Origin of the sequence: Streptomyces sp. NPDC001502, from assembly GCF_042894785.1 — a bacterium.
Taxonomy (GTDB): Bacteria; Actinomycetota; Actinomycetes; order Streptomycetales; family Streptomycetaceae; genus Streptomyces; species Streptomyces kutzneri.
This window is the reverse complement of sequence record NZ_JBIAVW010000009.1, coordinates 74,463-98,725: the sequence shown is the minus strand read 5'-3', so window position 1 is coordinate 98,725 and position 24,263 is coordinate 74,463. Positions and strand designations below refer to the sequence as shown.

The 24,263-nt window shown below is 70.3% G+C and carries 24 protein-coding genes and 1 pseudogene; 11 read left to right on the top strand and 14 right to left on the bottom strand.

Annotation, left to right across the window (positions count from 1 at the left end; translation table 11 throughout):
* Positions 1–508 precede the first annotated feature (508 nt).
* Positions 509–2,215 (bottom strand): glycerol-3-phosphate dehydrogenase/oxidase, encoded by a 1,707-nt coding sequence (locus ACFY0D_RS17690; protein WP_390799148.1) that lies wholly within the window; start codon positions 2,213–2,215, stop codon positions 509–511.
* Positions 2,216–2,444: 229 nt separating this feature from the next.
* Between ACFY0D_RS17690 and ACFY0D_RS17685 the strand changes: the two genes are divergently transcribed.
* Together ACFY0D_RS17685 and ACFY0D_RS17680 are read left to right on the top strand one after the other, a co-directional pair.
* Positions 2,445–3,674: a nucleotide sugar dehydrogenase gene (locus ACFY0D_RS17685; protein WP_351159899.1), complete on the top strand. Its 1,230-nt coding sequence runs from the start codon at positions 2,445–2,447 to the stop codon at positions 3,672–3,674.
* Between the two features lie 116 nt (positions 3,675–3,790).
* A complete protein-coding gene (locus ACFY0D_RS17680; RefSeq protein ID WP_390799147.1) occupies positions 3,791–4,261 on the top strand; it encodes a hypothetical protein in 471 nt (156 codons plus the stop codon).
* Between the two features lie 78 nt (positions 4,262–4,339).
* Here the strand turns inward: ACFY0D_RS17680 and ACFY0D_RS17675 are convergent, their stop codons facing one another.
* The 4 genes from ACFY0D_RS17675 to ACFY0D_RS17660 form a co-directional block, all read right to left on the bottom strand.
* Entirely contained in the window at positions 4,340–5,464 is a 1,125-nt protein-coding gene (locus tag ACFY0D_RS17675; RefSeq protein WP_189733282.1) for a GuaB3 family IMP dehydrogenase-related protein, read from the bottom strand.
* 143 nt (positions 5,465–5,607) lie between these two features.
* Entirely contained in the window at positions 5,608–7,107 is a 1,500-nt protein-coding gene (gene guaB / locus ACFY0D_RS17670; RefSeq protein WP_202200121.1) for an IMP dehydrogenase, read from the bottom strand.
* Between the two features lie 253 nt (positions 7,108–7,360).
* Positions 7,361–7,990: a sigma-70 family RNA polymerase sigma factor gene (locus ACFY0D_RS17665; RefSeq protein ID WP_030389108.1), complete on the bottom strand. Its 630-nt coding sequence runs from the start codon at positions 7,988–7,990 to the stop codon at positions 7,361–7,363.
* A 360-nt stretch (positions 7,991–8,350) separates the two neighbouring features.
* A complete protein-coding gene (locus tag ACFY0D_RS17660) occupies positions 8,351–8,962 on the bottom strand; it encodes a response regulator transcription factor (protein WP_003948568.1) in 612 nt (203 codons plus the stop codon).
* A gap of 380 nt (positions 8,963–9,342) precedes the next feature.
* Between ACFY0D_RS17660 and ACFY0D_RS17655 the strand changes: the two genes are divergently transcribed.
* Complete coding sequence (locus ACFY0D_RS17655; RefSeq protein ID WP_030011164.1) at positions 9,343–9,669, top strand: WhiB family transcriptional regulator; 327 nt, start codon at positions 9,343–9,345, stop codon at positions 9,667–9,669.
* A gap of 180 nt (positions 9,670–9,849) precedes the next feature.
* On the opposite strand, the gene ACFY0D_RS17650 is transcribed toward ACFY0D_RS17655, so the two are convergent.
* Complete coding sequence (locus ACFY0D_RS17650; RefSeq protein WP_351159886.1) at positions 9,850–10,749, bottom strand: LysR family transcriptional regulator; 900 nt, start codon at positions 10,747–10,749, stop codon at positions 9,850–9,852.
* Positions 10,750–10,837: 88 nt separating this feature from the next.
* On the opposite strand from ACFY0D_RS17650, the gene ACFY0D_RS17645 reads away from it, so the two are divergent.
* The 3 genes from ACFY0D_RS17645 (at position 10,838) to ACFY0D_RS17635 (ending at position 13,136) form a co-directional block, all read left to right on the top strand.
* Positions 10,838–11,524, top strand: a complete 687-nt coding sequence (locus ACFY0D_RS17645; protein ID WP_390799146.1) for an MOSC domain-containing protein — start codon at positions 10,838–10,840, stop codon at positions 11,522–11,524.
* A gap of 31 nt (positions 11,525–11,555) precedes the next feature.
* Complete coding sequence (locus ACFY0D_RS17640; RefSeq protein ID WP_390799145.1) at positions 11,556–12,329, top strand: SDR family NAD(P)-dependent oxidoreductase; 774 nt, start codon at positions 11,556–11,558, stop codon at positions 12,327–12,329.
* Between the two features lie 111 nt (positions 12,330–12,440).
* Complete coding sequence (locus tag ACFY0D_RS17635; protein WP_390799144.1) at positions 12,441–13,136, top strand: ester cyclase; 696 nt, start codon at positions 12,441–12,443, stop codon at positions 13,134–13,136.
* Positions 13,137–13,214: 78 nt separating this feature from the next.
* On the opposite strand, the gene groL is transcribed toward ACFY0D_RS17635, so the two are convergent.
* Both groL and groES read right to left on the bottom strand, forming a co-directional pair.
* Positions 13,215–14,846, bottom strand: a complete 1,632-nt coding sequence (gene groL, locus ACFY0D_RS17630) for a chaperonin GroEL (RefSeq protein ID WP_390799143.1) — start codon at positions 14,844–14,846, stop codon at positions 13,215–13,217.
* Positions 14,847–14,958: 112 nt separating this feature from the next.
* Positions 14,959–15,267 carry a co-chaperone GroES gene (gene groES, locus ACFY0D_RS17625; protein WP_030011064.1) on the bottom strand — a complete coding sequence of 103 codons (309 nt, stop codon included), beginning with the start codon at positions 15,265–15,267 and terminating at the stop codon, positions 14,959–14,961.
* Between the two features lie 500 nt (positions 15,268–15,767).
* Between groES and ACFY0D_RS17620 the strand changes: the two genes are divergently transcribed.
* Positions 15,768–16,271, top strand: a complete 504-nt coding sequence (locus ACFY0D_RS17620) for a hypothetical protein (RefSeq protein ID WP_390799142.1) — start codon at positions 15,768–15,770, stop codon at positions 16,269–16,271.
* A gap of 300 nt (positions 16,272–16,571) precedes the next feature.
* Complete coding sequence (locus ACFY0D_RS17615) at positions 16,572–17,966, top strand: FtsW/RodA/SpoVE family cell cycle protein (protein ID WP_390799141.1); 1,395 nt, start codon at positions 16,572–16,574, stop codon at positions 17,964–17,966.
* 419 nt (positions 17,967–18,385) lie between these two features.
* Here ACFY0D_RS17615 and ACFY0D_RS17610 read toward each other — a convergent pair whose 3' ends face one another.
* The 3 genes and pseudogenes from ACFY0D_RS17610 to ACFY0D_RS17600 form a co-directional block, all read right to left on the bottom strand.
* On the bottom strand, positions 18,386–18,670 hold the full coding sequence (locus ACFY0D_RS17610; RefSeq protein WP_033219443.1) for a hypothetical protein: 285 nt from the start codon (positions 18,668–18,670) through the stop codon (positions 18,386–18,388).
* Positions 18,671–18,782: 112 nt separating this feature from the next.
* Positions 18,783–19,007 carry a DUF6924 domain-containing protein gene (locus tag ACFY0D_RS17605; RefSeq protein ID WP_390799140.1) on the bottom strand — a complete coding sequence of 75 codons (225 nt, stop codon included), beginning with the start codon at positions 19,005–19,007 and terminating at the stop codon, positions 18,783–18,785.
* A 55-nt stretch (positions 19,008–19,062) separates the two neighbouring features.
* Positions 19,063–19,221, bottom strand: a pseudogene (locus ACFY0D_RS17600) (DUF6924 domain-containing protein); the annotation flags it as partial.
* 59 nt (positions 19,222–19,280) lie between these two features.
* On the opposite strand from ACFY0D_RS17600, the gene ACFY0D_RS17595 reads away from it, so the two are divergent.
* Complete coding sequence (locus ACFY0D_RS17595) at positions 19,281–20,633, top strand: tetratricopeptide repeat protein (RefSeq protein ID WP_390799139.1); 1,353 nt, start codon at positions 19,281–19,283, stop codon at positions 20,631–20,633.
* On the opposite strand, the gene ACFY0D_RS17590 is transcribed toward ACFY0D_RS17595, so the two are convergent.
* Positions 20,630–21,388 (bottom strand): GntR family transcriptional regulator, encoded by a 759-nt coding sequence (locus ACFY0D_RS17590; RefSeq protein WP_390799138.1) that lies wholly within the window; start codon positions 21,386–21,388, stop codon positions 20,630–20,632. The two genes, ACFY0D_RS17595 and ACFY0D_RS17590, sit on opposite strands and share 4 nt — an antisense overlap.
* A gap of 117 nt (positions 21,389–21,505) precedes the next feature.
* On the opposite strand from ACFY0D_RS17590, the gene ACFY0D_RS17585 reads away from it, so the two are divergent.
* Entirely contained in the window at positions 21,506–21,712 is a 207-nt protein-coding gene (locus ACFY0D_RS17585; RefSeq protein ID WP_390799137.1) for a hypothetical protein, read from the top strand.
* Complete coding sequence (locus ACFY0D_RS17580; RefSeq protein ID WP_390799136.1) at positions 21,705–21,911, top strand: hypothetical protein; 207 nt, start codon at positions 21,705–21,707, stop codon at positions 21,909–21,911. The genes ACFY0D_RS17585 and ACFY0D_RS17580 overlap by 8 nt, the downstream gene beginning before the upstream one ends.
* Before the next feature lie 558 nt (positions 21,912–22,469).
* On the opposite strand, the gene ACFY0D_RS17575 is transcribed toward ACFY0D_RS17580, so the two are convergent.
* Together ACFY0D_RS17575 and ACFY0D_RS17570 are read right to left on the bottom strand one after the other, a co-directional pair.
* Positions 22,470–23,351 carry a polysaccharide deacetylase family protein gene (locus tag ACFY0D_RS17575; RefSeq protein ID WP_390799135.1) on the bottom strand — a complete coding sequence of 294 codons (882 nt, stop codon included), beginning with the start codon at positions 23,349–23,351 and terminating at the stop codon, positions 22,470–22,472.
* Positions 23,348–24,208 carry a polysaccharide deacetylase family protein gene (locus ACFY0D_RS17570; protein ID WP_390799134.1) on the bottom strand — a complete coding sequence of 287 codons (861 nt, stop codon included), beginning with the start codon at positions 24,206–24,208 and terminating at the stop codon, positions 23,348–23,350. The genes ACFY0D_RS17575 and ACFY0D_RS17570 overlap by 4 nt, the downstream gene beginning before the upstream one ends.
* Between the last annotated feature and the right edge of the window lie 55 nt (positions 24,209–24,263).

Here is a 24,263-nt window from a genome sequence, read left to right as displayed (position 1 = left end):
GCCGACTTCGCCGCAGGCGCAGCGTCCGCGACGGGCTCGGCCTTCGCGGGCGCAGCCGCAGGCTTCCCACTGCCGGGCTTCGCCGCAGGCGACCCGGCACGCTCGCTCAGCACAGGCTTCGCATCCGCAGGCGCAGCGCCCGCCGGCGTGCCCGCGGCCGACTTCGCCGCAGGCGCAGCGTCCGCGACGGGCTCGGCCTTCGCGGGCGCAGCCGCAGGCTTCCCACTGCCGGGCTTCGCCGCAGGCGACCCCACAGCCGAAGCCGCGGCGCCAGCCCCAGACTTCTCACTGCTGGGCTTCGCCGCAGGCGACCCGGCAGGCGACTCGGTGTGCTCCGGCTTCGACATGCGTCCCCTCTGCGATCGTGCCGCTGCTCCGCCTGCCCCAGCGGCTGAGCGACCCGGCGGCCGGGGCCCGTGATAACCCGCCCCGGCAGAACCCTCATTCTTCCTCACTCCGCAACGGACGGGCGCCCCGGGTCCGCGGTTCCCCCCTCCACATCCCGGAGTTACAACGGAACGATGTCGGGCGCGCCCAGCCGCGCCGCGTCCGCCGTCTGGTCATCCGGCTGGCGCTGCGATTCCCGCTCCGCCTGGACCCGCTTCTCGTAGTGCTCCACTTCCTTCTCGATCTGCTGCTTGTCCCACCCCAGCACCGGTGCCACCAACTCCGCGCACTCCCGCGCCGACCGCGTCCCCCGGTCGAAGGTCTCGATCGAGATCCGTGTCCGCCGCGTCAGTACGTCGTCCAGATGGCGGGCCCCCTCGTGCGAGGCCGCGTACACGATCTCCGCCCGCAGGTAGTCGTCCGCCCCGGACACCGGCTCGCGCAGTCCCGGATCGGCGGCCATCAGGTCCAGCAGTTCCTCCGTCAGCGACCCGAAGCGGTTCAACAGGTGCTCCACCCGCACCACATGAAGCCCCGTCCGGGCCGCGATCCGAGCCCGCCCGTTCCACAGCGCCCGGTATCCCTCCGCCCCCACCAGCGGCACGTCCTCCGTCACGCACTCCGCAACCCGCTGGTCCAGGCCGTGCACGGCCTCGTCGACCGCGTCCTTCGCCATGACCCGGTACGTCGTGTACTTGCCCCCGGCGACCACCACCAGCCCCGGCACCGGGTGCGCGACCGTGTGCTCGCGCGACAGCTTGCTCGTCGCGTCCGACTCCCCGGCCAGCAGCGGCCGCAGGCCCGCGTACACCCCCTGGACGTCATCGCGCGTGAGCGGCACGGCCAGCACCGAGTTCACGTGCTCCAGCAGGTAGTCGATGTCCGCGCTCGACGCCGCCGGGTGCGCCTTGTCCAGGTCCCAGTCGGTGTCCGTGGTCCCCACGATCCAGTGGCGGCCCCACGGGATGACGAACAGCACCGACTTCTCGGTCCGCAGGATCAGTCCGGTGCTCGAATGGATCCGGTCCTTCGGTACGACCAGATGGATGCCCTTCGAGGCCCGGACATGGAACTGGCCGCGCTCCCCGATCAGCGCCTGGGTGTCGTCCGTCCACACCCCCGTCGCATTCACGACCTGCTTCGCGCGGATCTGGTACTCGCCTCCGCCCTCCACATCCCGCACCAACGCGCCGACCACCCGTTCGCCCTCACGCAGGAAGCCGACGACCCTCGCCCGATTGGCGCAGTGCGCCCCGTACGCGGCGGCCGTCCGCACGAGCGTGGCGACGTAGCGCGCGTCGTCCATCTGGGCGTCGTAGTACTGCAGGGCCCCCACCAGTGCGTCCTTGCGGAGCGCCGGTGCCACCCGCAGCGCGCGCCCCCGCGACAGGTGCCGGTGCACGGGGAGGCCGCGCCCGTGGCCGCTGGAGACCGACATCGCGTCGTACAGCGCGACGCCCGCCCCGGCGTAGAGCCGCTCCCAGCCCTTGTGCTGCAGCGGGTACAGGAAGGGCACCGGCTTCACCAGGTGCGGGGCGAGGCGCTCCAGCAGCAGCCCGCGCTCCTTCAGCGCCTCGCGCACGAGGGCGAAGTCGAGCATCTCCAAATACCGCAGGCCGCCGTGGATCAGCTTGCTGGAGCGGCTGGAGGTGCCCGAGGCCCAGTCCCGCGCCTCCACCAGGCCGGTCGACAGGCCGCGCGTCACGGCGTCGAGCGCGGTGCCGGCGCCCACCACGCCCGCGCCCACCACCAGCACGTCCAGTTCCCGCTCGGCCATCCGGGTGAGGGCCTCGTCCCGCTGCACCGGCCCCAGTGTCGCTGTCCTCACGGCTGCCTCCCGTTGGTGCGGATGAGATCCCGCTCACATGCCCCGTTCCACGATTCTGACCGCCCGCACCCACATCAGCCACCGCCTGTGGACAACACAACGGTGGCGTTCACTCCAGAATGCGACATATCTGTCATATATAAGCCTAGTCTGACATTGCGCCAGCTCCCCTGCCCCCCGGAGAACTTGCGCGGCAGCCCCCTCATGTCAGGGAAGGGACGGCACCCCCATGCCCGCAGATCTCGCCGTCATCGGACTCGGCCATCTCGGCCTCCCACTCGCCCAGGCGGCCGTCGCCGCCGGAATCGAGACGGTCGGCTACGACAGCGGTCCGGTCACGGACTCCACCCTCACCGCCGCCGAGATCCGCCGCATGTCGGCGGCCGGCTTCCGGGTCACCACGAACCCCGCCGAGCTCGGCCGGGTCCGCACGGCCGTCATCTGCGCCCCCACCCAGCTCGGCGCCGATCGCGCACTGGACCTCTCCGCCGTCGGCGAGGCCGGCCGCGCGCTCGCCGCCCGGCTGCGCCCCCACACCACCGTGATCCTCGAATCCGCCGCCCACCCGGGCGTCACCGAGGACTACCTCCGCCCGATCCTCGAAGCCGGCTCCGGGCTGCGGGCGGGCCGCGACTTCCACCTGGCCTACTCCCCCAGCCGCCTCGACCCGGGCAACCGCACCCACGGCATCTCCAACACCCCCAAGGTGATCGGCGGCCTCACCCCCGCCTGCACGGAGTCCGCGCACGCCTTCTACGCCCGCCTCACCGAGAAGGTGGTCCGCGCCCGCGGCCTGCGCGAGGCCGAGACCGTACAGCTCCTCGAAACGAACTACCGCCACGTCAACATCGCCCTCATGAACGAGATGGCGGTGCTCTGCCACGACCTCGGCGTCGACCTGTGGGACGTCATCCGCTGCGCCGAGACCAAGCCGTACGGATTCCAGGCCTTCCGCCCCGGCCCGGGAGTCGGGGGCCACGGCGTCCCCCTCGACCCGAACTACCTCCCCCACACCACGCGCACCCCCGGCCACCCGCTGCGCATGGTCGGCCTGGCGCAGGAGATCAACGACCGGATGCCGCAGTACGTCATCCAGCGCTCGGCCACCCTGCTGAACGAGCACGGCAAATCCGCCCGCGGGGCCCGCGTCCTGCTCCTCGGCGTCACCTACAAGCCCGACCTGGCCGACCAGGAGGGCTCCCCGGCCCGCGAGATCGCCAGCCGCCTCCTCGACCTGGGCGCGCTGATCAGCTACCACGACCCGTACATCACGGGCTGGCGGGTCCGGGACCAGCCGGTCCCCCGCGCCGAGTCGCTCTACGAGGCCGCCGCGAACGCGGACCTGACCATCCTGCTCCAGCACCACCGCACCTACGACCTGCAGGGCCTCGCCGTGAAGGCCCAGCTGCTCCTGGACACCCGCGGCGCCAGCCCGGTGGGCGCCGCCCACCGCCTCTGAGCTCCGGGAAATCCCCCCACCAGAAGTCCGGGGCTGCTGCTAGCCTGCGGCGTCACTTATCTCGCACATACGTCTCTACGGACAGGTGTGCGTGCGCATCCCTGGGGGGATTTTCCATGAGCCAGAACTTCACGCCGCCCGCGCCCGACTCCTACACGGCGGCTCCCGCCCCGGCCCCGGCGCGCGGCGGCAACGTCGGCCTGGCGATCCTCGGGGCGGCCGTCACCGCCCTGGCCGCGGGCGCCGCCTACGGGGGCATCCTGAGCGCGATCGATTTCCAGATCGGCTACCTGGCGGCCGGTGTCGGATTCCTCGTCGCCCTGGTCGCCGTCCGCCTCGGCGGCCGCAACCCGATCCTCCCGCCGGTGAGCGCCCTCCTGACGCTGGCCGGCGTCTACGCGGGCTACGTCCTGGCCGAGGCGATCGCCATCTCCGAGAACTACGGGGTCCCGGTGCCCGAGCTGCTCACGACCGAGATCGCCAAGGTCCACCAGTCCTACGTGGGCACGTTCGACCCGATCTCGATCCTCTTCTTCGCGATCGGCGCGTACGCCGCCTTCCAGACGGCCCGCAAGGCCGCCGCCTGACCGGCGGCCCCGCACATGCCGGAGGGCCGGCACCCCGAGCGGGGTGCCGGCCCTCCGGCGTACTGCGAGGCAAGGCAATCAGCGGCTGTGCTGCGAGTCCGCGATCGTGACCTCGACCCGCTGGAACTCCTTGAGCTCGCTGTAGCCGGTGGTGGCCATCGAGCGGCGCAGCGCGCCGAAGATGTTCATCGAGCCGTCCGGGGTGTGCGAGGGACCGGTGAGGATCTCCTCGGTGGTACCCACGGTGCCGAGGTCGACCTTCTTGCCGCGCGGCACGTCCTCGTGGACGGCCTCCATGCCCCAGTGGTTGCCCTTGCCGGGCGCGTCGGTGGCACGGGCCAGCGGGGAGCCCATCATCACGGCGTCCGCGCCACAGGCGACGGCCTTCGGGATGTCGCCGGACCAGCCCACGCCGCCGTCGGCGATGACGTGCACGTAGCGGCCGCCGGACTCGTCCATGTAGTCGCGGCGGGCCGCGGCCACGTCCGCGACGGCGGTCGCCATCGGGACCTGGATACCGAGCACGTTGCGCGTGGTGTGCGCGGCGCCGCCGCCGAAGCCGACGAGGACACCGGCCGCGCCGGTGCGCATCAGGTGCAGGGCCGCCGTGTAGGTGGCGCAGCCGCCGACGATGACCGGGACGTCGAGCTCGTAGATGAACTGCTTGAGGTTCAGCGGCTCTGCAGCGCCCGAGACGTGCTCCGCCGACACCGTGGTGCCGCGGATCACGAAGATGTCCACACCCGCGTCGACGACGGCCTTGGAGAACTCGGCCGTGCGCTGCGGGGACAGCGCGGCGGCGGTGACGACACCGGAGTCGCGCACCTCCTTGATGCGCTGCCGGATCAGGTCCGCCTGGATCGGCGCGGAGTAGATCTCCTGGAGGCGGCGGGTGGCCGCGTCCTCGTCCAGCTCCGTGATCTCGTCGAGCAGCGGCTGCGGGTCCTCGTACCGGGTCCACAGGCCTTCGAGGTTCAGCACGCCGAGGCCGCCGAGCTCGCCGATGCGGATGGCGGTCTGCGGGGAGACGACCGAGTCCATGGGGGCGGCCAGGAAGGGGAGCTCGAAGCGGTACGCGTCGATCTGCCAGGCGATCGAGACCTCCTTCGGGTCCCGGGTACGCCGGCTCGGGACGATGGCGATGTCGTCGAACGCGTACGCCCTGCGGCCGCGCTTGCCGCGCCCGATCTCGATCTCAGTCACGTGTGGTGGCCTTTCCTCTGGGTCTGCCCGTCCAGTATCCCCGAATGCCGGGGGCCCGCGTTCCGGTGACCGCTGTACGGACGCCCGCGCGGGCACGGCGAAGGGGGCGGGCCCGATGGACCCGCCCCCTCAGCTCATACCGTTCAGCCCTTGCGGGAGTAGTTCGGTGCTTCGACCGTCATCTGGATGTCGTGCGGGTGGCTCTCCTTGAGGCCCGCCGAGGTGATCCGGACGAACCGGCCGCGGTCCTGCAGCTCGGGGACCGTGCGGCCGCCGACGTAGAACATCGACTGGCGCAGGCCGCCGACGAGCTGGTGCACGACCGCGGAGAGCGGGCCGCGGTACGGGACCTGGCCCTCGATGCCCTCGGGGATGAGCTTGTCGTCGCCGCCCACGCCCTCCTGGAAGTAGCGGTCCTTGGAGAAGGACTTCTGCTCGCCACGGGACTGCATCGCGCCGAGCGAACCCATGCCGCGGTACGACTTGAACTGCTTGCCGTTGATGAAGAGCAGCTCGCCCGGGGACTCCTCGCAGCCCGCGAGCAGCGAGCCGAGCATCACCGTGTCGGCGCCCGCGACCAGGGCCTTGGCGATGTCGCCGGAGTACTGCAGGCCGCCGTCGCCGATGACCGGGACACCGGCCGCCTTGGCGGCGAGGGAGGCCTCGTAGATCGCGGTGACCTGCGGGACACCGATGCCGGCGACGACGCGGGTGGTGCAGATGGAGCCGGGGCCGACGCCGACCTTGATGCCGTCGCAGCCGGCGTCGATCAGCGCCTGGGCGCCGTCACGCGTGGCGACGTTGCCGCCGATGACGTCGACGGTGGAATTCGACTTGATCTTGGCGACCATGTCGCCGACCAGGCGGGAGTGACCGTGGGCGGTGTCGACGACGATGAAGTCGGCACCCGCCTCGATCAGGGCCTGGGCGCGCTCGTACGCGTCACCGGCGACGCCGACGGCCGCGCCCACGAGGAGCCGGCCGCCCTTGTCCTTGGCGGCGTTCGGGTACTTCTCGGCCTTGACGAAGTCCTTGACCGTGATGAGGCCCTTGAGGATGCCCGCGTCGTCGACCAGCGGAAGCTTCTCGATCTTGTGGCGGCGCAGCAGCTCCATGGCGTCCACGCCCGAGATGCCGACCTTGCCCGTGACCAGCGGCATCGGGGTCATGACCTCGCGCACCTGGCGGCTGCGGTCCGACTCGAAGGCCATGTCGCGGTTGGTGACGATGCCGAGGAGCTTGCCGGCGGGGTCGGTGACCGGGACGCCGGAGATGCGGAACTTCGCGCAGAGCTGGTCGGCCTCGCGCAGCGTCGCGTCGGGGTGCACCGTGATCGGGTCGGTGACCATGCCGGACTCGGAGCGCTTGACCAGGTCGACCTGGTTGGCCTGGTCGGCGATGGAGAGGTTGCGGTGCAGCACGCCGACGCCGCCCTGACGGGCCATGGCGATGGCCATGCGGGCCTCGGTGACCTTGTCCATGGCGGCGGACAGCAGCGGAACGTTCACGCGCACGTTGCGCGAGATGAGGGAGGAGGTGTCGATCGCGTCAGGCGACATGTCCGACGCGCCCGGCAGCAGCAGCACGTCGTCGTAGGTCAGTCCGAGCGTGGCGAATTTGTCGGGCACTCCGTCGGCGGTCATGACACCTTCCCAAATGGTCTTGCTCAGCGCGGATGTCCATGCTAACGGGATCCCGACGCGTCTCATTCCACGACCAAGGTCAAGCAGAAGTTTCGTCGTTTCCTACGACTGCAGCCCGCGACCGAGGCCCACGCGGAGCTACCGGCGTGGATCTGTGCGGACCCGTACGGACCGGTTCGGACGCGCACGGACCTGCCGGCCCCGCACACGGACGGCGGTGGGACCGCGAGGGCCCGCACGGGCCGCCTGTGCCCTACTGCTCGGCGAGCGCCCGCAGCCGGCTGAGCGCGCGGTGCTGGGCCACGCGCACGGCCCCCGGGGACATGCCGAGCATCTGCCCGGTCTCCTCCGCGGTCAGCCCGACGGCCACCCGCAACACGAGGAGCTCGCGCTGGTTCTCCGGAAGGTTGGCGAGCAGCTTCTTGGCCCAGGCGGCGTCGCTGCTGAGCAGCGCGCGCTCCTCCGGGCCCAGCGAGTCGTCGGGCCGCTCCGGCATCTCGTCGGAGGGCACGGCCGTGCTGCCGGGGTGCCGCATGGCGGCCCGCTGCAGGTCGGCGACCTTGTGCGCGGCGATCGCGAAGACGAAGGCCTCGAAGGGGCGCCCGGTGTCCCGGTAGCGCGGCAGCGCCATCAGGACGGCGACGCAGACCTCCTGCGCCAGGTCTTCCACGAAGTGACGAGCGTCACCCGGCAATCGCGAGAGCCGGGTGCGGCAGTAGCGGATCGCGAGGGGGTGCACGAAGGCGAGCAGGTCGTGCGTGGCCTGCTCGTCACCCTCCACCGCCCTGCGCACGAGCGCGCTGACGCCCCCGGCACTGCCGCCTTTGGCGGCGCCGGTCGGGCCTGTGGCCGCGGGTGACCCCAGGGCCTCGTCGTCGCGCATCAATCCATGGTGCCTTGGCGCCGGAGCATCCGCGTCGCCATGGCCCTTGTTGTGCATCGAAGCGTTATGAGCAGGTGCGCCGGAACTCATCATCTGCGCCCTCCCCTCCCGCTCGGCCGAATAGTCCCCGAGAGACTCCACACCCTCAAGGATGCGGCATCGCGCACGAAGCGAGACGTCCCCCGGATTGTGCCCCGCCAACCCCCGGGTGCGCACCGGGTACGGCGGGGGCAGGGATGCCCTCGACAACAAGAGCCGTCGAGGGCGGCGCGCCGCCCCGTCCGCGGGTGGCGGACGGGACCGCTCTCGACGATCCGCGGCCTGCGGCGGGCCGGGCCGGGCCCGGCCACGACCGGGAGGTCAGCGGACCAGACCCCAGCGGAATCCGAGTGCCACGGCGTGTGCCCGGTCCGAGGCGCCGAGCTTCTTGAACAGCCGGCGGGCGTGCGTCTTGACCGTGTCCTCGGAGAGGAAGAGCTCGCGCCCGATCTCCGCGTTGGACCGGCCGTGACTCATGCCCTCCAGCACCTGGATCTCGCGCGCGGTGAGCGTGGGCGCGGCGCCCATCTCGGCCGAGCGGAGCCGGCGCGGGGCCAGTCGCCAGGTCGGGTCGGCGAGGGCCTGGGTGACCGTGGCCCGCAGTTCGGCGCGCGAGGCGTCCTTGTGCAGGTACCCACGGGCGCCGGCGGCGACCGCGAGGGCCACGCCGTCCAGGTCCTCCGCGACCGTCAGCATGATGATGCGGGCGCCGGGGTCGGCCGAGAGCAGCCGACGGACCGTCTCCACACCGCCCAGCCCGGGCATCCGTACATCCATCAGAATCAGGTCGGAGCGGTCGGCGCCCCAGCGGCGGAGGACTTCCTCGCCGTTGGCAGCCGTCGTCACACGCTCGACGCCGGGCACGGTGGCAACCGCGCGGCGGAGCGCCTCTCGGGCAAGCGGGGAGTCGTCGCAGACGAGGACGGATGTCATGACCGCCCTCCGCAGCTGCTGATGCGCGTCACCTTGAGCCTCCAGGCTGGTACGTATCGTCACCTGTGCGGTCGATGCTCCCGGACACCTGTCCGAGAACTTATTGGTTCAACCGCCTTCGCACTCTCAACGATGGTCACTCGAAAGAGTTACGGGTCGGACGGACACCTTCAGCACTCTACGTGAGGAAGCGATCACGGCGCAGGAGCCACGAGCCGCTTGTCCTCCATCTGGAGCTATGCCCTATTTGGCGGCTTTCCTTCCGTTTGGCACGTGTCTGAGGCTAGATTCCCAATGAGTCATATTTACATCTACTCCGACAGTAGGTGTGGAGACATGGACCGTATCCGCCTCAGTACCGGCACCAAGAGGGACTACCAATGGCAGATTTCTCCCGCCTCCCCGGCCCGAACGCCGACCTCTGGGACTGGCAGCTGCTAGCCGCCTGCCGCGGGGTCGACAGCTCCCTCTTCTTCCACCCGGAAGGCGAGCGGGGCGCGGCCAGGAGCGCGCGCGAGGCCTCGGCTAAAGAGGTCTGCATGAGATGCCCGGTGCGTTCGGAATGCGCCGCGCACGCACTCGCCGTCCGAGAGCCCTACGGGGTGTGGGGCGGCCTCACCGAGGACGAGCGCGAGGAACTGATGGGCCGCGCCCGGCATCGCCTGATCCCCGCATCGAGTGCGATCGGACCGATCGCGCCGAACTGAGAGCCGACGAAGCGTCCGAAGGAACGTTTCTTCGAATCACCAGCACGCCCGGGCGTGTCGCTGCCCGGCCCGCGTTTCACCCGTTCGGCCGTACCCGGCCCTGCGAAGTGTGCGCCCCCGGCCGCCGCCGGGGGCGGACACGGGTCAGCGCGCGGACACGGGGCAGTGCGCGGCCGCAGGTCAGCGCGCGGCCGCCCGCTCCAGCTCGGCCAGGGTCGCGGCCACGGCCGGCACCCGGGCCAGGTCGGGCAGGGTCAGCGCCACGACCTCCCGCTCGACGGCCGGCTCCACCGCCACCGTGCTCACGCCCTTGGCCCGTACGGACTCCACCGCGAGCTCCGGCAGCACTGCCACGCCCAGCCCCGCGCCGACCAGGCCGACCACCGCCGGGTAGTCGTCGGTGGCGAAGTCGATGCGCGGGGTGAAGCCCGCGCCCTCGCACACGTCCACCAGATGGCGGCGGCAGCGCGGACAGCCCGCGATCCAGGGTTCGTCCGCCAGCTCCGCCATGCCCACGCGCTCCGCCCCGGCCAGCCGGTGCCCTTCCGGGACCAGCCCGACGAGCCGGTCGGTCAGCAGCGGCCGCACGACGAGGTCGTCCCACTCCGCGGCGGAATGGGACGCCCCGCCGTAACGGAAGGCCAGCGCCAGGTCGCAGTCGCCCTCGCGCAGCATCTCCACGGAACGCGGCGGCTCCGCCTCGACCAGCGAGATACGGGTTCCGGGGTGCTCGGCGCGCATCGCCGCGAGCGCGGTCGGCACCAGCGTGGAGCTGCCACTGGGGAAGGACACGAGCCGGACCCGGCCCGCGCGCAGGCCCGCGATGGCCGCGACCTCCTCCTCGGCGGCGGTCAGCCCGGCCAGGATCCCCGCGGCATGGCGGACCAGGGCCTCGCCCGCCTGGGTCAGCCGCATCTCGCGGCCGGTGCGGATGAGCAGCGGGGTGCCGGCCGACTGCTCCAGCGCCTTCATCTGCTGGGAGACGGCGGGCTGGGTGCAGCCGAGCTCGCGGGCGGCGGCGGAGAAGGACCCGGTCCCGGCGACGGCGCGCAGAACCCGGAGATGGCGTGCTTCGATCACCCTTCGAGCATAAGCCCTACTTTGATTCCTGCGCGAATATCCCGATGTCGCTTTGGGGTGGCTCGGTTAGCGTGGTCCCATGGGCTCCATGCAATTGATCTCTGTGAACCTCGGCCGCGCAACGGCCGCCGACTACACGGACGCGGAGGGCGGGATGACGGGCATCGGCAAGCGCCCCGTCCCCGGACCGGTCCACGTCGCCGCCCCGGGCCCCAGGTCCACCGGCCTCGGCGGCGGCCTGGAGGGTGACGCCGTCTGCGACCGGCGCTACCACGGCGGCGACCACCAGGCCGTCTACGCGTACGCCCGCGAGGACCTGGACCTGTGGGAGCGCGAGCTGGGCCGCGAGCTGCCCGGCGGCCTCTTCGGCGAGAACCTCACCACCTCCGGCATCGACCTGAACACCGCGCGGATCGGCGACCGCTGGCGGGTCGGCGCCGACGTGGTCCTGGAAGTGGCCTCGGCCCGCATCCCGTGCCGGACCTTCCAGGGGGCCATGGGCGAGGCCGGCTGGGTCAAGCGGTTCACCCGGGAGGCCCGGCCGGGTGCGTATCTACGGGTGATCGAGGAGGGTTCGGTCTCCCCCGGCGACCCGATCCGGATCATCCACCGGCCGGACCACGACGTGACGGTGCAGCTGTGGTTCCGCGCCTTCACCACCGAGCGGGCCCTGCTGCCGCTCACCCTGGCCGCGGGCGAGGCGCTGGCGCCGGAGGCCCGTGAGCGGGTTCGCCTGTACGTGGAGAAGTACGGGGCAGGGGCCGGGGTGAGGTAACGCCGTCACCCCGGGAAGCTAGGTTGCGCCTATGACGACTGCGTTGATTACGGGATCCACGGCGGGCATCGGCGCCGCCTTCGCCCGGCGGCTGGCCGCCCAGGGACACAATCTGGTGCTGGTGGCACGGGACACGAAGCGGCTCGGCGAGCAGGCCACCGAGCTGCACGACCGGCACGGCATCGAGGCCGACGTGCTGGCCGCCGACCTCTCCACGGAGGAGGGCATCGCGGCGGTCGAGCAGCGCCTCGGCGACCGCACCCACCCGGTGGACCTGCTGGTCAACAACGCGGGCTTCGGCAACAAGGGCCGCTACCTCGAAGTCTCCATGGCCGACGAGCTGACCATGCTGAAGGTGCACATCGAGGCGGTCCTGCGGCTGACCTCGGCGGCCACGGAATCGATGCGCTCGCGCGGCCGCGGCGGCGTGATCAACGTGGCCTCGGTCGCCGCCTTCGTACCGCGCGGCACGTACGGGGCGAGCAAGGCCTGGGTCGTGCAGTTCACCCAGGGTGCGGCGAGGGACCTGGGCGGGTCCGGGGTGCGGCTGATGGCACTGTGCCCCGGCTTCGTCCGGACGGAGTTCCACCAGCGGGCCGGCATGGGCACGGACAACATCCCCGGCTGGATGTGGCTGGACGCCGACAAGCTGGTGGCCACGGCCCTGGCCGACCTGGCCCGCGGGAAGACGGTGTCGATCCCGGACCCGCGGTACAAGGCGCTGATGGGCGTGGTGAAGCTGACGCCGCGCGGACTGCTGGGCGGGGTGTCCTCGCGTACGGGCCGCAAGTACGGCCCCCAGTAACCCTGGAGGGTGCCCTGAGGGACCCCGTCACAAGCGGCCAATCGGGTGAAATCTCCCTAAACTGGACCTGTCCCATCCAGCGCGGGAGGCGACGCGATGACATTCGTACAAGTGATCGATTATGAAACCAGGCGGTTCGACGAGATGAACGCGCTCATCGACCGCTGGGCGGAGCAGAGCAGCGGCAGGCGCACCGCCACGCACACGATGATCGGCCAGGACCGCGAGGCCCGGAACCACTACGTGGACATGGTGGAGTTCGCCTCGTACGAAGAGGCCATGAAGAACTCCCACCTCCCCGAGACGGACCGGATGTTCCAGGAGATGGTGGCTCTCTGCGAAGGCATGCCGAAGTTCATGAACCTCGACGTGGTCCGCGACGAGCACCTCAACAAGCAGCTCGCCAACCGGGTGCTCGAAGAAGCGGCCATGGCGGGGAACATGAGCGTCCTCGACGACTGCTTCGCGACGAACTACATCAACCACGACGCCAGCAGGACGGAGTCCACCGTCGTCGGACGCGACTCCATGCGGTCGGACATGGAGGCGTGGCGCGCGGCCTTCGACATGACCTTCGAGCCGACGGCCCAGCTGGCCGAGGGCGACATGGTCACGACGGTGTGGAACTGGACCGGCACCCACAAGGGCCAGTTCATGGGAGTCGCACCGACCGGGAAGACGTACTACATGTCCGGGAGCACCACGTTCCGGTGCGTGGAGGGAGAGATCATCGAGGGTTGGTGGCACTACAACCCCGGAGCTCTGCAGCAGCAGATGGGCGGAACGGGTTCCCCGTACGGAACTTGAGCCCCATCACGGGGAAGGCAACGGGAAGGCCCCGTTCCGCGGCTGCGGAACGGGGCCTTCCAGGCGTGGTGCGCGCGATCAGTGGCTGTGGCCGTGACCGCCGTGGCCGTGACCGGCGTCGCCCTCGTCGTCCGCCGGCTTCTCGACGACCAGGGTCTCGGTCGTGAGCAGCAGGGAGGCGATGGAAGCGGCGTTCTCCAGCGCGGAACGGGTGACCTTCACCGGGTCGATGACGCCGGCCTTGACCAGGTCACCGTACTCGCCGGTGGCGGCGTTGAAGCCCTGGCCCTTGTCGAGCTCGGCGACCTTCGCGGTGATGACGTAACCCTCGAGACCGGCGTTCTCGGCGATCCAGCGCAGCGGCTCGACGGCGGCGCGGCGCACGACCGCGACACCGGTGGCCTCGTCGCCCGACAGGCCGAGGTTGCCCTCCAGGACCTTCACGGCGTGGACGAGCGCGGAGCCACCGCCGGAGACGATGCCCTCCTCGACCGCGGCGCGGGTCGCCGAGATGGCGTCCTCAAGACGGTGCTTCTTCTCCTTGAGCTCCACCTCGGTGGCGGCGCCGACCTTGATGACGCAGACGCCACCGGCGAGCTTCGCCAGGCGCTCCTGCAGCTTCTCGCGGTCCCAGTCCGAGTCGGTCGACTCGATCTCGGCCTTGATCTGGTTGACGCGGCCGAGGACCTCGTCGTGGCTGCCGCCACCGTCGACGATGGTGGTGTCGTCCTTGGAGATGGTCACGCGGCGGGCGGAGCCCAGTACGTCCAGACCGGCCTGGTCGAGCTTGAGGCCGACCTCCTCGGCGATGACGGTGGCACCGGTGAGGGTGGCCATGTCCTGGAGCATCGCCTTGCGACGGTCACCGAAGCCGGGGGCCTTGACGGCGACCGCGTTGAAGGTGCCGCGGATCTTGTTGACGACGAGGGTGGAGAGCGCCTCGCCCTCGACGTCCTCGGCGATGATCAGCAGCGGCTTGGAGGCGCCGGCCTGGATGACCTTCTCCAGCAGCGGCAGGAGGTCCTGGATCGAGGAGATCTTGCCCTGGTTGATCAGGATGTACGGGTCGTCGAGGACGGCCTCCATACGCTCCTGGTCGGAGACCATGTACGGCGAGAGGTAGCCCTTGTCGAAGGCCATGCCCTCGGTGAACTCCAGCTCCAGGCCGAAGGTGTTGGACTCCTCGACGGTGATGACACCGTCCTTGCCGACCTTGTCCATCGCCTCGGCGATGAGCTCGCCGACCTGCTGGTCCTGCGCGGAGAGCGCGGCCACGGCGGCGATGTCGGACTTGTCCTCGATCGGGCGGGCGGTCGCGAGGAGCTCCTCGGACACGGCCTTGACCGCGGCGTCGATGCCCTTCTTCAGGGCGGCCGGGGAAGCACCCGCGGCGACGTTGCGCAGACCCTCGCGGACCAGCGCCTGGGCCAGCACGGTGGCGGTGGTGGTGCCGTCACCCGCGATGTCGTTGGTCTTGGTCGCCACCTCCTTCACGAGCTGCGCGCCCAGGTTCTCGTACGGGTCGTCCAGCTCGACCTCGCGAGCGATGGTGACACCGTCGTTGGTGATGGTGGGGGCGCCGAACTTCTTGTCGATGACGACGTTGCGGCCCTTGGGGCCGATCGTCACCTTGACCGTGTCGGCAAGCTTGTTGACGCCGCGCTCGAGGGCGCGACGGGCGTCCTCGTCGAACTTCAGGATCTTCGCCATGGGAGCGGTTCAGCCCTCTCGAAAACTCGGGTTTAACGAGCTGCGCCCCTCGCCGCCCGGCAATCAGCGGGGTGACCAGGGGCGCAGCTCAAAGCAGTACTGATGAAGAGAATTACTTCTCGACGATCGCGAGCACGTCGCGAGCCGAGAGGACGAGGTACTCCTCGCCGCTGTACTTCACTTCGGTGCCGCCGTACTTGCTGTAGAGCACGATGTCGCCGACGGTGACGTCCAGCGGGAGACGCTGGCCGTCCTCGAAGCGACCCGGGCCCACCGCGAGGACGACGCCCTCCTGGGGCTTCTCCTTCGCAGTGTCCGGGATGACCAGGCCGGAGGCCGTGGTCTGCTCGGCGTCGAGCGGCTGGACCACAATGCGGTCCTCAAGCGGCTTGATGGCAACCTTGGAGCTGGCGGTCGTCACGATCCGACCTCCCCCTTCGGAGATCCGGGGTTAACTGTCTGAGGTGGCGACCAGGTCGATCCGTCGTCGCGGGTGCCGGATCTGCCTGTCGCTGTGTTGGCACTCACCGGGGGTGAGTGCCAGGTGCGAGACTATTCCGGCGATTAGCACTCGGTCAAGCGGAGTGCCAATTCCCGACCGCCGGGCGTTGCGCGAAGAGGAACCGGAACGTCGGCCACCGGGGCGCGCGGACATGGCGGATCACCCCTCTCCGCGATCTGACCAGGAGAAACGCGGAGCCGCGTCGGTGCGACACCGTCTCGACCGCGCCGGGCCTGACGATCAGGATCTTCGCGTTCTCGATGGCCGGAAGGCGACGTCCCTGCAGCGCGGTGGCGGTGGTGACGGTGGTGGCGCCTGCAGTGATGCCTGCGGTGGTGCCTGCGGCCCTCGGCGATCGCAGGCGATCACCGGCCGAAAAACCGCACGTACGTCCGTTCGGCCTCACTACTGTCCCCGATATGACCAGGACGAACTCCGGCGTGCGCTGGATCCACGCCTTCCCGATCTCGATCGGCATCGCAGCCGGGATCTTCATGTACTGCGCGACGGTACCGCGGCTGATCACCCAACTGACGGGGGTGGAAGGCACGTTCAGCGCGGAGGTCTGCACGTGGGGCGACTTCGATTCCGAAGGGGACCGGAGGATGTCGTGCGCGGGGGACTTCACCGCCTCCGACGGATCGTTCACCCTCTCGGGGATCGAGATCGACGGCGCGTTCGACGGCCGGCCGAAGGCGCCGGTGGCCGCCCGCGTCAGCGGGCCGTCAGCCGACCAGGCCGTGCAGACGGACCTGGCCACCTCGCTCGCGCCGATGGGCGTGGGGCTGCTCGTCTTCGCGTTCCCGGCCTGGGCGCTGACCGCGGCCACCCGGGACGCCGTCGACCGCCGCAGACGTCGCCGGAACCGCCCGCCGGAGCCCGCCGCCGACCCCGACTCGTGGGGACCCCTGCCGTCCGCGTGACGCCTGCGGGGCGCTCAGCGGGGCGCTGCTCGGCGGTACGACTACCCCGCACAGCCCGTCCGGCGGGAAGGTGCAATTCACGACACTTCCCATCGAACGTTCCGGAAGGAACCATGGGGAGGGCATCAACGTCGTAGATGATATGAAGATAAAGCGCCTCATTGCCGATCAGATCGGACCCAACGCTTCCGCTGACCCCGGCGCGCCGGGCGCCACGTCCTCACCCCAGGCGGCACCCCCGCCGTCCTTCCCGCCCTCGCCGCCCTCGCCGTCCGCCCCCAAGGACGGTGGCGGCATCCCGTGCGTGGACTGAAACCCCTGACGTCGGCGGTCGCCCGCCGCCGCACCGAGGCGCTGCTCCTGGTCTTCGTCATCGCCATCGCCGTCTTCGGCCACGCCGCCGCAGGCCTCGCCATGAACGGCGAGCTGCCGCCCAAATTCGTCGACTTCACCATCAGCATGACCCTGCTGTCCCTGGTGGGGCACCTGGGCGTACGCCGTTTCGCGGCCTACGCCGACCCTCTGATCTTCCCGATCGCCATGCTGCTGACCGGCCTCGGACTGGTGCTGCTGCACCGCCTCGACCAGGGCTACATCGAGCGCTACAACTCGGACGCGAACGCCCCCGGCCAGCTGATGTGGACGGTGGTCGGGGTCGCCGCCTGCCTGCTGGTACTGGCGCTGCTGCGCGACCACCGGCTGCTGCAGCGGTTCATCTACATCAACATGGCCGTCGCGCTGGTGCTGCTGATCGCGCCCGCCTTCTTCGGCGCGGACACCTACGGCGCGAAGCGCTGGATCAAACTCTTCGGCTTCTCGCTGCAGCCCGGCGAGTTCGTGAAGATCATGATCGCGATCTTCTTCGCCGGCTACCTGGTCATCCACCGGGACTCGCTGGCCCTGACGGGCCGCAGGTTCCTGGGCATGCGGCTGCCCCCGATGCGCCAGCTCGGCCCGATCGTCACGGTGTGGATCGTCTCGATGCTGGTCCTGGTCTTCGAACGCGACCTCGGCACCTCGCTCATCTTCTTCGGGGTGTTCGTGGTGATGCTGTACGTCGCCACCGAACGCACCAGCTGGATCGTCTGCGGCCTGCTCATGGCCTCGGCGGGCGCCTTCGTGGTCGGCTCGACGGAGCCGCACGTCAAGGCACGCGTGGCCGCGTGGCTCAACCCGCTGTCGTTCTACTGGGAGAACCGGCCGGCCGGAATCACCTCGGACCAGTCGGCGCAGGCGCTGTTCAGCTTCGGCACGGGCGGCGTCTCCGGCACGGGCCTCGGCATGGGGCACCCCGAGCTGATCGCGTTCGCCGGGCGCAGCGACTTCATCCTGACCACGGTGGGCGAGGAGCTGGGCCTGGCCGGGGTCATGGCCGTACTGATCCTCTACGCGCTCCTCGTGCAGCGGGGGCTGCGGATGGCACTCGGCGCGCGCGACCCCTTCGGCAAGCTGCTCGCGGTGGGCCTGGCGGCGGCGCTGGCCCTGCAGGTTTTCGTGGTCGCGGGCGGCGTGACGGGCCTGATCCCCCTGACGGGCAAGGCCCTCCCCTTCCTGGCCAAGGGCGGCTCGTCCCTCCTGGCCAACTGGATCATGATCGCCCTGCTCCTCCGCATCAGCGACAGCGCGGAACGCCAACGCGAGGCGGACACCCACGGCCCGGTGGAAACGACGATCACCCCGGTGGTGCGCGTGTAGGGGGACGGGGCTTCGGCGGTATCGGGAGCCCCTCGACCGGCATCAGGGATGGGTATGGGGGTTTCCCGTCAGTCCCATCGTCCCTCCGTGTCGGGCCGGTCCCTCAAGGGCGCTCCTTCGTCGCGTCGCTTCGCGATGGCCTTCGGCCACCCTTGACCGACCGTCCCGCCCCGGAGAAACGAAAGACTGCCGAGAAGCCCCCAAAGGAACGAGCCGGTCGAAGGTACGAGGGGCGGGGCGGTCGGAGATGCCCCGCCCTGTCGGGCGCGAGACGTACGACCGAGAGACGGGGCCCACAGGAGGTCGGACCGGTTCGGGGGAAGCGCGCCCGATCGCTACGCGCTCCTCGTTCCTCGTTCCTCAGCGTCTCCAGCCCGTCCTGGGTCGGGCACAGGCCGCCCACGGCCTCGGTCCGACGGCTAGGCGGAGGCGACGACCTCGCCGGCTGTGACCTGCGGCGGGTTGGGCAGGTACTGGGCCAGGTTGTCGCGTACGAAGTGCGCCGCCCTCTCGATCGACTCGTCGGCGCCCGCACGATCCCGGAAGACGCTGGTGGACACCATCACCCCGCCTCCGGCGTCGACCCAGAAGTACGCCACGAATCCGGCGACCTGGCGCATGATCGGCACGAACCCCTCGTCAACGATGCGCCCGGCCTCGGCCGGGTCCGTCACGCCTTCATACCGTCGGACAGCTGCGTACATGGTCGATCTCCTCAACGGTGGTCGGCGTCGTTGCGAAGAGGGCGTACCCGGACCGGCGCGTACTTGGCGCATGCGGCGCCCGGTTGTCACCGGAAGGGACGCGCGAACGGGCTCAGAACGACGAGAACACCTTCTCGGGGTCCTCGTGGGCCGCGGCCGCGTAGTCCTCGAAGTCCATGTTGGCGATCGACAGGTTCGCGTGGATGTCGTGGACCCCGGCCGGGGTCATGCGGAACTCGCGGGACTCTTCGTACTCCTCCTCGGGGATGGTGGTCACCGCCAGCAGCGCGTGGGGGGCCGATCGCATCGTCACGTGGTCGGCGAGGAAGGAAGACACTCAGTTCCTCGTCGGCGGAGACGGCTTGCAGCACCTCGTCGACGGTCGCCCCGGACCAGGCAGGGTCGTCGACCACGTACATGTCCCGCTCTCCCCACGGCTGTATCAGAGCCGCGATCACCGCCTGCCATCCCTGCTCGTCGGCATAGTCGGTCCTGATGATCAAGGCTTCGAATGCGTCGCGCTCGGCGACGGGCGGCAGTGGTGGCCTCATGGATCTGACTCCCCGGGATCGATGGTCTGACGCGAAATACCATCACCTAGGGTGCGGTCATGGACGCCGCCGTACTCCACCGCAGGGCCGCCTGGCACGACGAGTGCGTGCCACCGGACCTCGTCGACCGCCTCCTCGCCCTCGGGCACATCGAGGTGGTGCGCGGGCTGGCCTCGGCGGAGGACGGCGACTGGTTCTGCGCCCGCGCCTGGGCGCGTCTGCTGGCCGGCCGGAGTGAGTTGGACGAGGCCGTCGCGGTACTGGCCCCGTACGTCGGCACCGGCTGGTGGCCGGCGGTCGAAGAGGCCGCGCGGCTGCTGGACGCCGGTGGCCGGGGCGAGGAGGCCATCGCGCTCGTCCGCCCCTTCGAGCGGGACGGGGAGCGGGTCGCCCTGCGGGACCTGGCCCTGCTGCTGGCCCGGCACGGGCAGGGCGAGGAGGCCTACGAGCTGCTCGTACCGCACCTCACCGACCGGCTCGTCGCCGAGGCGCTGGTCGACGTGGGCCTCGGGCTGGGCCGCGGCGACGAGGTCGCGGAGCTGCTGGAGGCCCGCCTGGCCCCGGGGAAGGTGTGCCCGCGGTGCGGAACTCCGCAGTGCCCCGGAGCGTCGGTGGAGCCGTTCAACGTGGTGAGCCTCTTGGCATCCGTGCGTGAGCAGCAGGGACGTACGGACGAAGCCCTCGCGGTGCTGCGCGCGTACGACTTCACCGTCGTCAACAACCGTGACCCTCTGGCCGAACTGCTGGTCCGGCACGACCGGCTCGACGAGCTGCGCGCGTACGTGGCCGGCGAGGGTCCGTGGGAAGCGGCCCGGCAGCTGGCGGAGGCGCTGGAGGCGCGCGGCGACGTGGCGGGCGCGGTCGACGCGTACCGCAGTCACGGGGAGGAGGACCGCTGGCACACGTCGTACCTACTGGCGCAGCTGCTGGCCCGGCACGGGCGGGGCGCCGAGGGCATCGAGGTCCTGCGGGCGCTGGGGAGCGCCGAGGACTGGATCGTCGACGCGCTGTGCGAGCTGTTCGCCGCCGAGGGGCGCGCCGAGGAGGGCCTCGCCCACCTCGACGCGCTCAAGGCCCGGCGGGGCCAGGAGGAGTGGGAGCTGTTCCGGCTGCGGGGGCCGCTCATGGCCGCTTGCGGCCGGCTCGACGAGGCGCTGGCGGAGGCCTCGGCCCACCCCGAGGGCAGAGATCCGTACGCGCAGCAATGGCTTGCCCACCTCTTGGTCGAAGCCGGACGCCCGGAAGAGGCCGTCGCCCTCCTGGACACGGACCGCCTGGAGCAGACAAGGGTTCTCGCCCCGCTGCTGATCGATCTGGGCCGCGCGGAGGAGGCGGTGACCCTCCTCCGAACCCCCCGCCCCCAGGTCCCGCCACCGCAGCCGATCGGCTACAGCGACTGTCCCCCCTTCTAGGCGTCGAAGTCGTACTCCAGCACGTAGGAGGCGGAGTCCAGCGTCATCTCGTTGACCTCGACGACCCGCCCACCTTGGGCGAACGCGGTGCGGACGATGTGGATGACGGGAGTACCCATGGAGAGCGAGAGCTGCTCGGCCTCGTCTGCCGAAGGCATCCGGGACCGGATCTCCTCCCGGAAATGCACGGGCGCATGCCCCAGTTCGGCCAGCCGCGCGTACGCCCCACCGGGGCCGGTGTCGACCTGCGTGATGGCCGAGTCCGCGACGACGTCCGACGGCAGGTACGACATCGCGAACAGCACGGGCTTGCCATCGAGCACGAAGCGGCGGCTGCGCGCCCACACGCGCGCGTCCGCAGGAATCCCAAGGGCGTCGGAGATGCGAACGTCCGCCGCTTCCTCGCGCACGTCGATCTGATCGACGACCAGCTCCCGGTCCTCGGACTCGTCGGACCAGATCGAGCGGCCCGCGCCCCACTGCTCGTGCGTCAGCCGCTGGATGCCGCGCCGCCGCAGGGGCTTGAACGCCCGAACGAAGACACCGGCCCCCTTCCGGGCCTCCACGAGCCCTTCGTTCTGCAGAACGCCGAGGGCCTGACGTGCGGTCATCCGCGCGACCTCGTAGGCGGCCATGAGGTCGTTCTCGCCGGGCAGCCGATCCCCCGGGCCGTATTCGCCCGCTTGGATGGCCGCCCTCAGCGCATCAGCGATCCGCTGGTACTTCGGCTGACGGGTGCCGCCCTGGCTGCTCATGAAACCGATCACTCCTTCGCCTCTCTAGACACCCTAGGGCCAGAGGTTTGCCGCTGCACGAACCCACCTCCCGGTTACATCTCTAGAGATGACTTGACGAGGCGACCTAGCATCGGCTTGAGTGAATACATCTCTAGAGAGCTTGCCCTGGGTGTGGTCTCGCAGGTGAGGGTGATGGGTATGCCGCATGTGTCCGGTGCTGATGTGGATGACGCCCCGTCGGCGAGGGTGGCGGGCATCGGTGAGCCCTGTTCGGATCTGTTGGACCGGGCGCTGGTCGGGTGGGAACGCTTCCTCGACACCTGCGGGGTGGCGGATGAGTGATCGGTACGAGTACGTGCCTCACCGACTCCTGCGCCGCCGCGTCAGAGACATCGCCTCCGGAGTCGAAGGCGAGTTGATGGCCGTGGTCAACGAGAACGTCTCGTGCGCCGGAGCGGAGTACTGGATGGAGCTGGCGTACATCCGTGCTCCCTCTGGCCGCGAATTCACCACGTCGGTCGCCAACGTGCAGGCTGTCTGACGAGGGTGTCGTGCGCGCGGCGACTCGGCTCCAGGACGGAATGGCCGAAGGACCGCCGTGCATGCCTCGCAACGGCCACAGACAGTCGTCGGACGCGTGAGTGAGGAGCGCTGACGGGTCGTGGGCGGCCTATGTCCGGCCCAGGACGGGCTGGAGACGCTGAGAGGTGAGGAGCGCGTAGCGATCGGGCGCGCTTCCCCCGACGCCGAGAGGATCTCTCATGGGCCCCGTCTCGGGATGGTGCCCACCGGGATCCGCCTGGGGCTGTGCTCTCCCCGCCCCTCATACCTTGGACCGGCTCGTTCTTTTGGGGGCTTCTCGGCAGTCTTTCGTTTCTCCGGGGCGGGACGGTCGGTCAAGGGTGGCCGAAGGCCTTCACGCAGTGACGCGACGAAGGAGCGCCCTTTTGAGGGACCGGCCCGACCCGGAGGGACGATGGGACTGACGGGGAACCCCCATACCCCACCCTGATGCGGACCGAGTGGACCCCGCCCCCCGAAGCCCCCGTCACACCTGCCCGATGCCGCCCCGCCGGGCCCCGCCCCCGAAGCCCCCGCCCTACAAGTAGTCCTCCAGCCGCCCGATCCGGTAGCCCTGTTCCTGGATGCGCTGGAGCATGCGCGTCGTCATCTGGGTTTCCGTCGTGCCCTTGAGCTCACCCGGGCCGCGGAAGTGGGCGAGGATGATGTCACCCGGCTTGAGGGCGGAGCCCTCGGCGTACTGGAAGTTGTTGATCTGCATCGAGACCCGCCACAGCACCAGGGACGAGACTCCGCACTCCGAGGCGGCCCGGAGGGTGTCGTCGTTGTAGTTGCCGAAGGGCGGGCGGAACAGCGGCGGGCGCTTGCCGAAGCGCTTCTCCAGGCGTTCCTGCTGGCCGCATATCTCCTTCTTCTGCGCCTCGAAGGAGAGGGTCCGCAGATTCGGGTGCGTCAGCGTGTGGTTGTTTATCGTGCTCGCCGAGCCGTTGTCCCGGATCTTCTCGAAGTGCCCGTAGTCCGACGATGCCACGCTGTCCGTGAGGAACATGCTGATCGGCAGCTTGAGGTCGGCCGCCATCTTCAGGAACTCGGGGTCCTTCTCCGCGCCGTCGTCGAAGGTCAGGAAGACGACCTTGTCGTCCGCCGGGACGGGTATTCGGTCTATCACCGGGACCTTGCCCGTGCCCGGCTTCGGGATCTGCGGCTTCTGGGCCGGCTTGGGCGCGTACTGGAGGGGGGCCGTCAGGCCCCACTTCTTGTACGCCTCGTCGGAGGCGCCCCCCGGCGCCGGTGCCGGCGACGCCGTCGACGGCGTGGCGCTGCCGGCCTCCGGTGTCGGCTGCGCCGTCTTGCCGGCCAGTCGTTCGGTGGGTGCCGCGCTGTCCCCGCACCCCGTCAGGGACAGCGCGAGCGCGCCGGCCGCCAGCGTTCCGGCTACCAACCGGCGCGCGTGCTTCACAGATAGTCCTCCAGGCGAGCCACGGCGTACCCCTTGTCCGTGACGGTCTTCATGACATGACGGATCATGTCAGGCATCGTGCCCTTCCAGTCCTCCTTGCCCCGGAAGTGCGTGAGGATGATGTCACCGGGGTGCAGATCGCGGTCCCATTCCCGGTAGTCCATCCGGTTGGTGAACGCCTCCGCGTTCCACAGCGGGACCGCCTTGATGCCGCAGGACTTCGCCGCGCGCAGCGTGTCCTGGTTGTAGTTGCCGTACGGCGGCCGGAAGAGGGTCGGCCGCTTGCCGAACTGCTTCTGGATCGTGTCCTGCTGGCCGCAGATCTCCTCGCGCTGCTGCTCGTACGACAGGCCGGGCATGTAGCGGTGGTTGAGCGTGTGGTTGTTCAGGGTGACGCCCGCGGCCTGCATCTGCTTGAAGTACGGGTAGTTGTCCCGTACGACGTAGTCGCTGAGGAAGGCCGTGTACGGGATCTTGAGCTCCTGCATCATCTTCAGGAACTCGGGGTCCTTCTCCGAGCCGTCGTCGATCGTCAGGAAGACGACCTTGTCCTCGGTCGGGACCGTGGTGAAGACGTTCGGGTACTCCTCCTGGTCCTCCACCTCGAAGCCCTCGCGCGTGGTGATCTCGGGCTTCGCCTTCGGCGCCGGCGGGGCGGCGAGCGGGGTCTTGCGCAGGCCCCACTTCTTCGCCGCGACGACGCGCGCCTGCTGGGCCGCCTTGGCCTTCTCGGCGGCGCTGAGCGCGCCCGCCGCGCCCGCCTCCGCGGCCTTCGCCTTCGCGGCCTTGTCCGGCCCGGAGCCCCCGGAGCCGCACGCCGTCCCGAGGGCGGCGACGAGCAGGGCTGCGACGGCCACCCCGAACCGGCCGCGCGGACCTGCCGCGTGCCGGTGACCTTGTTGCGACTTATTT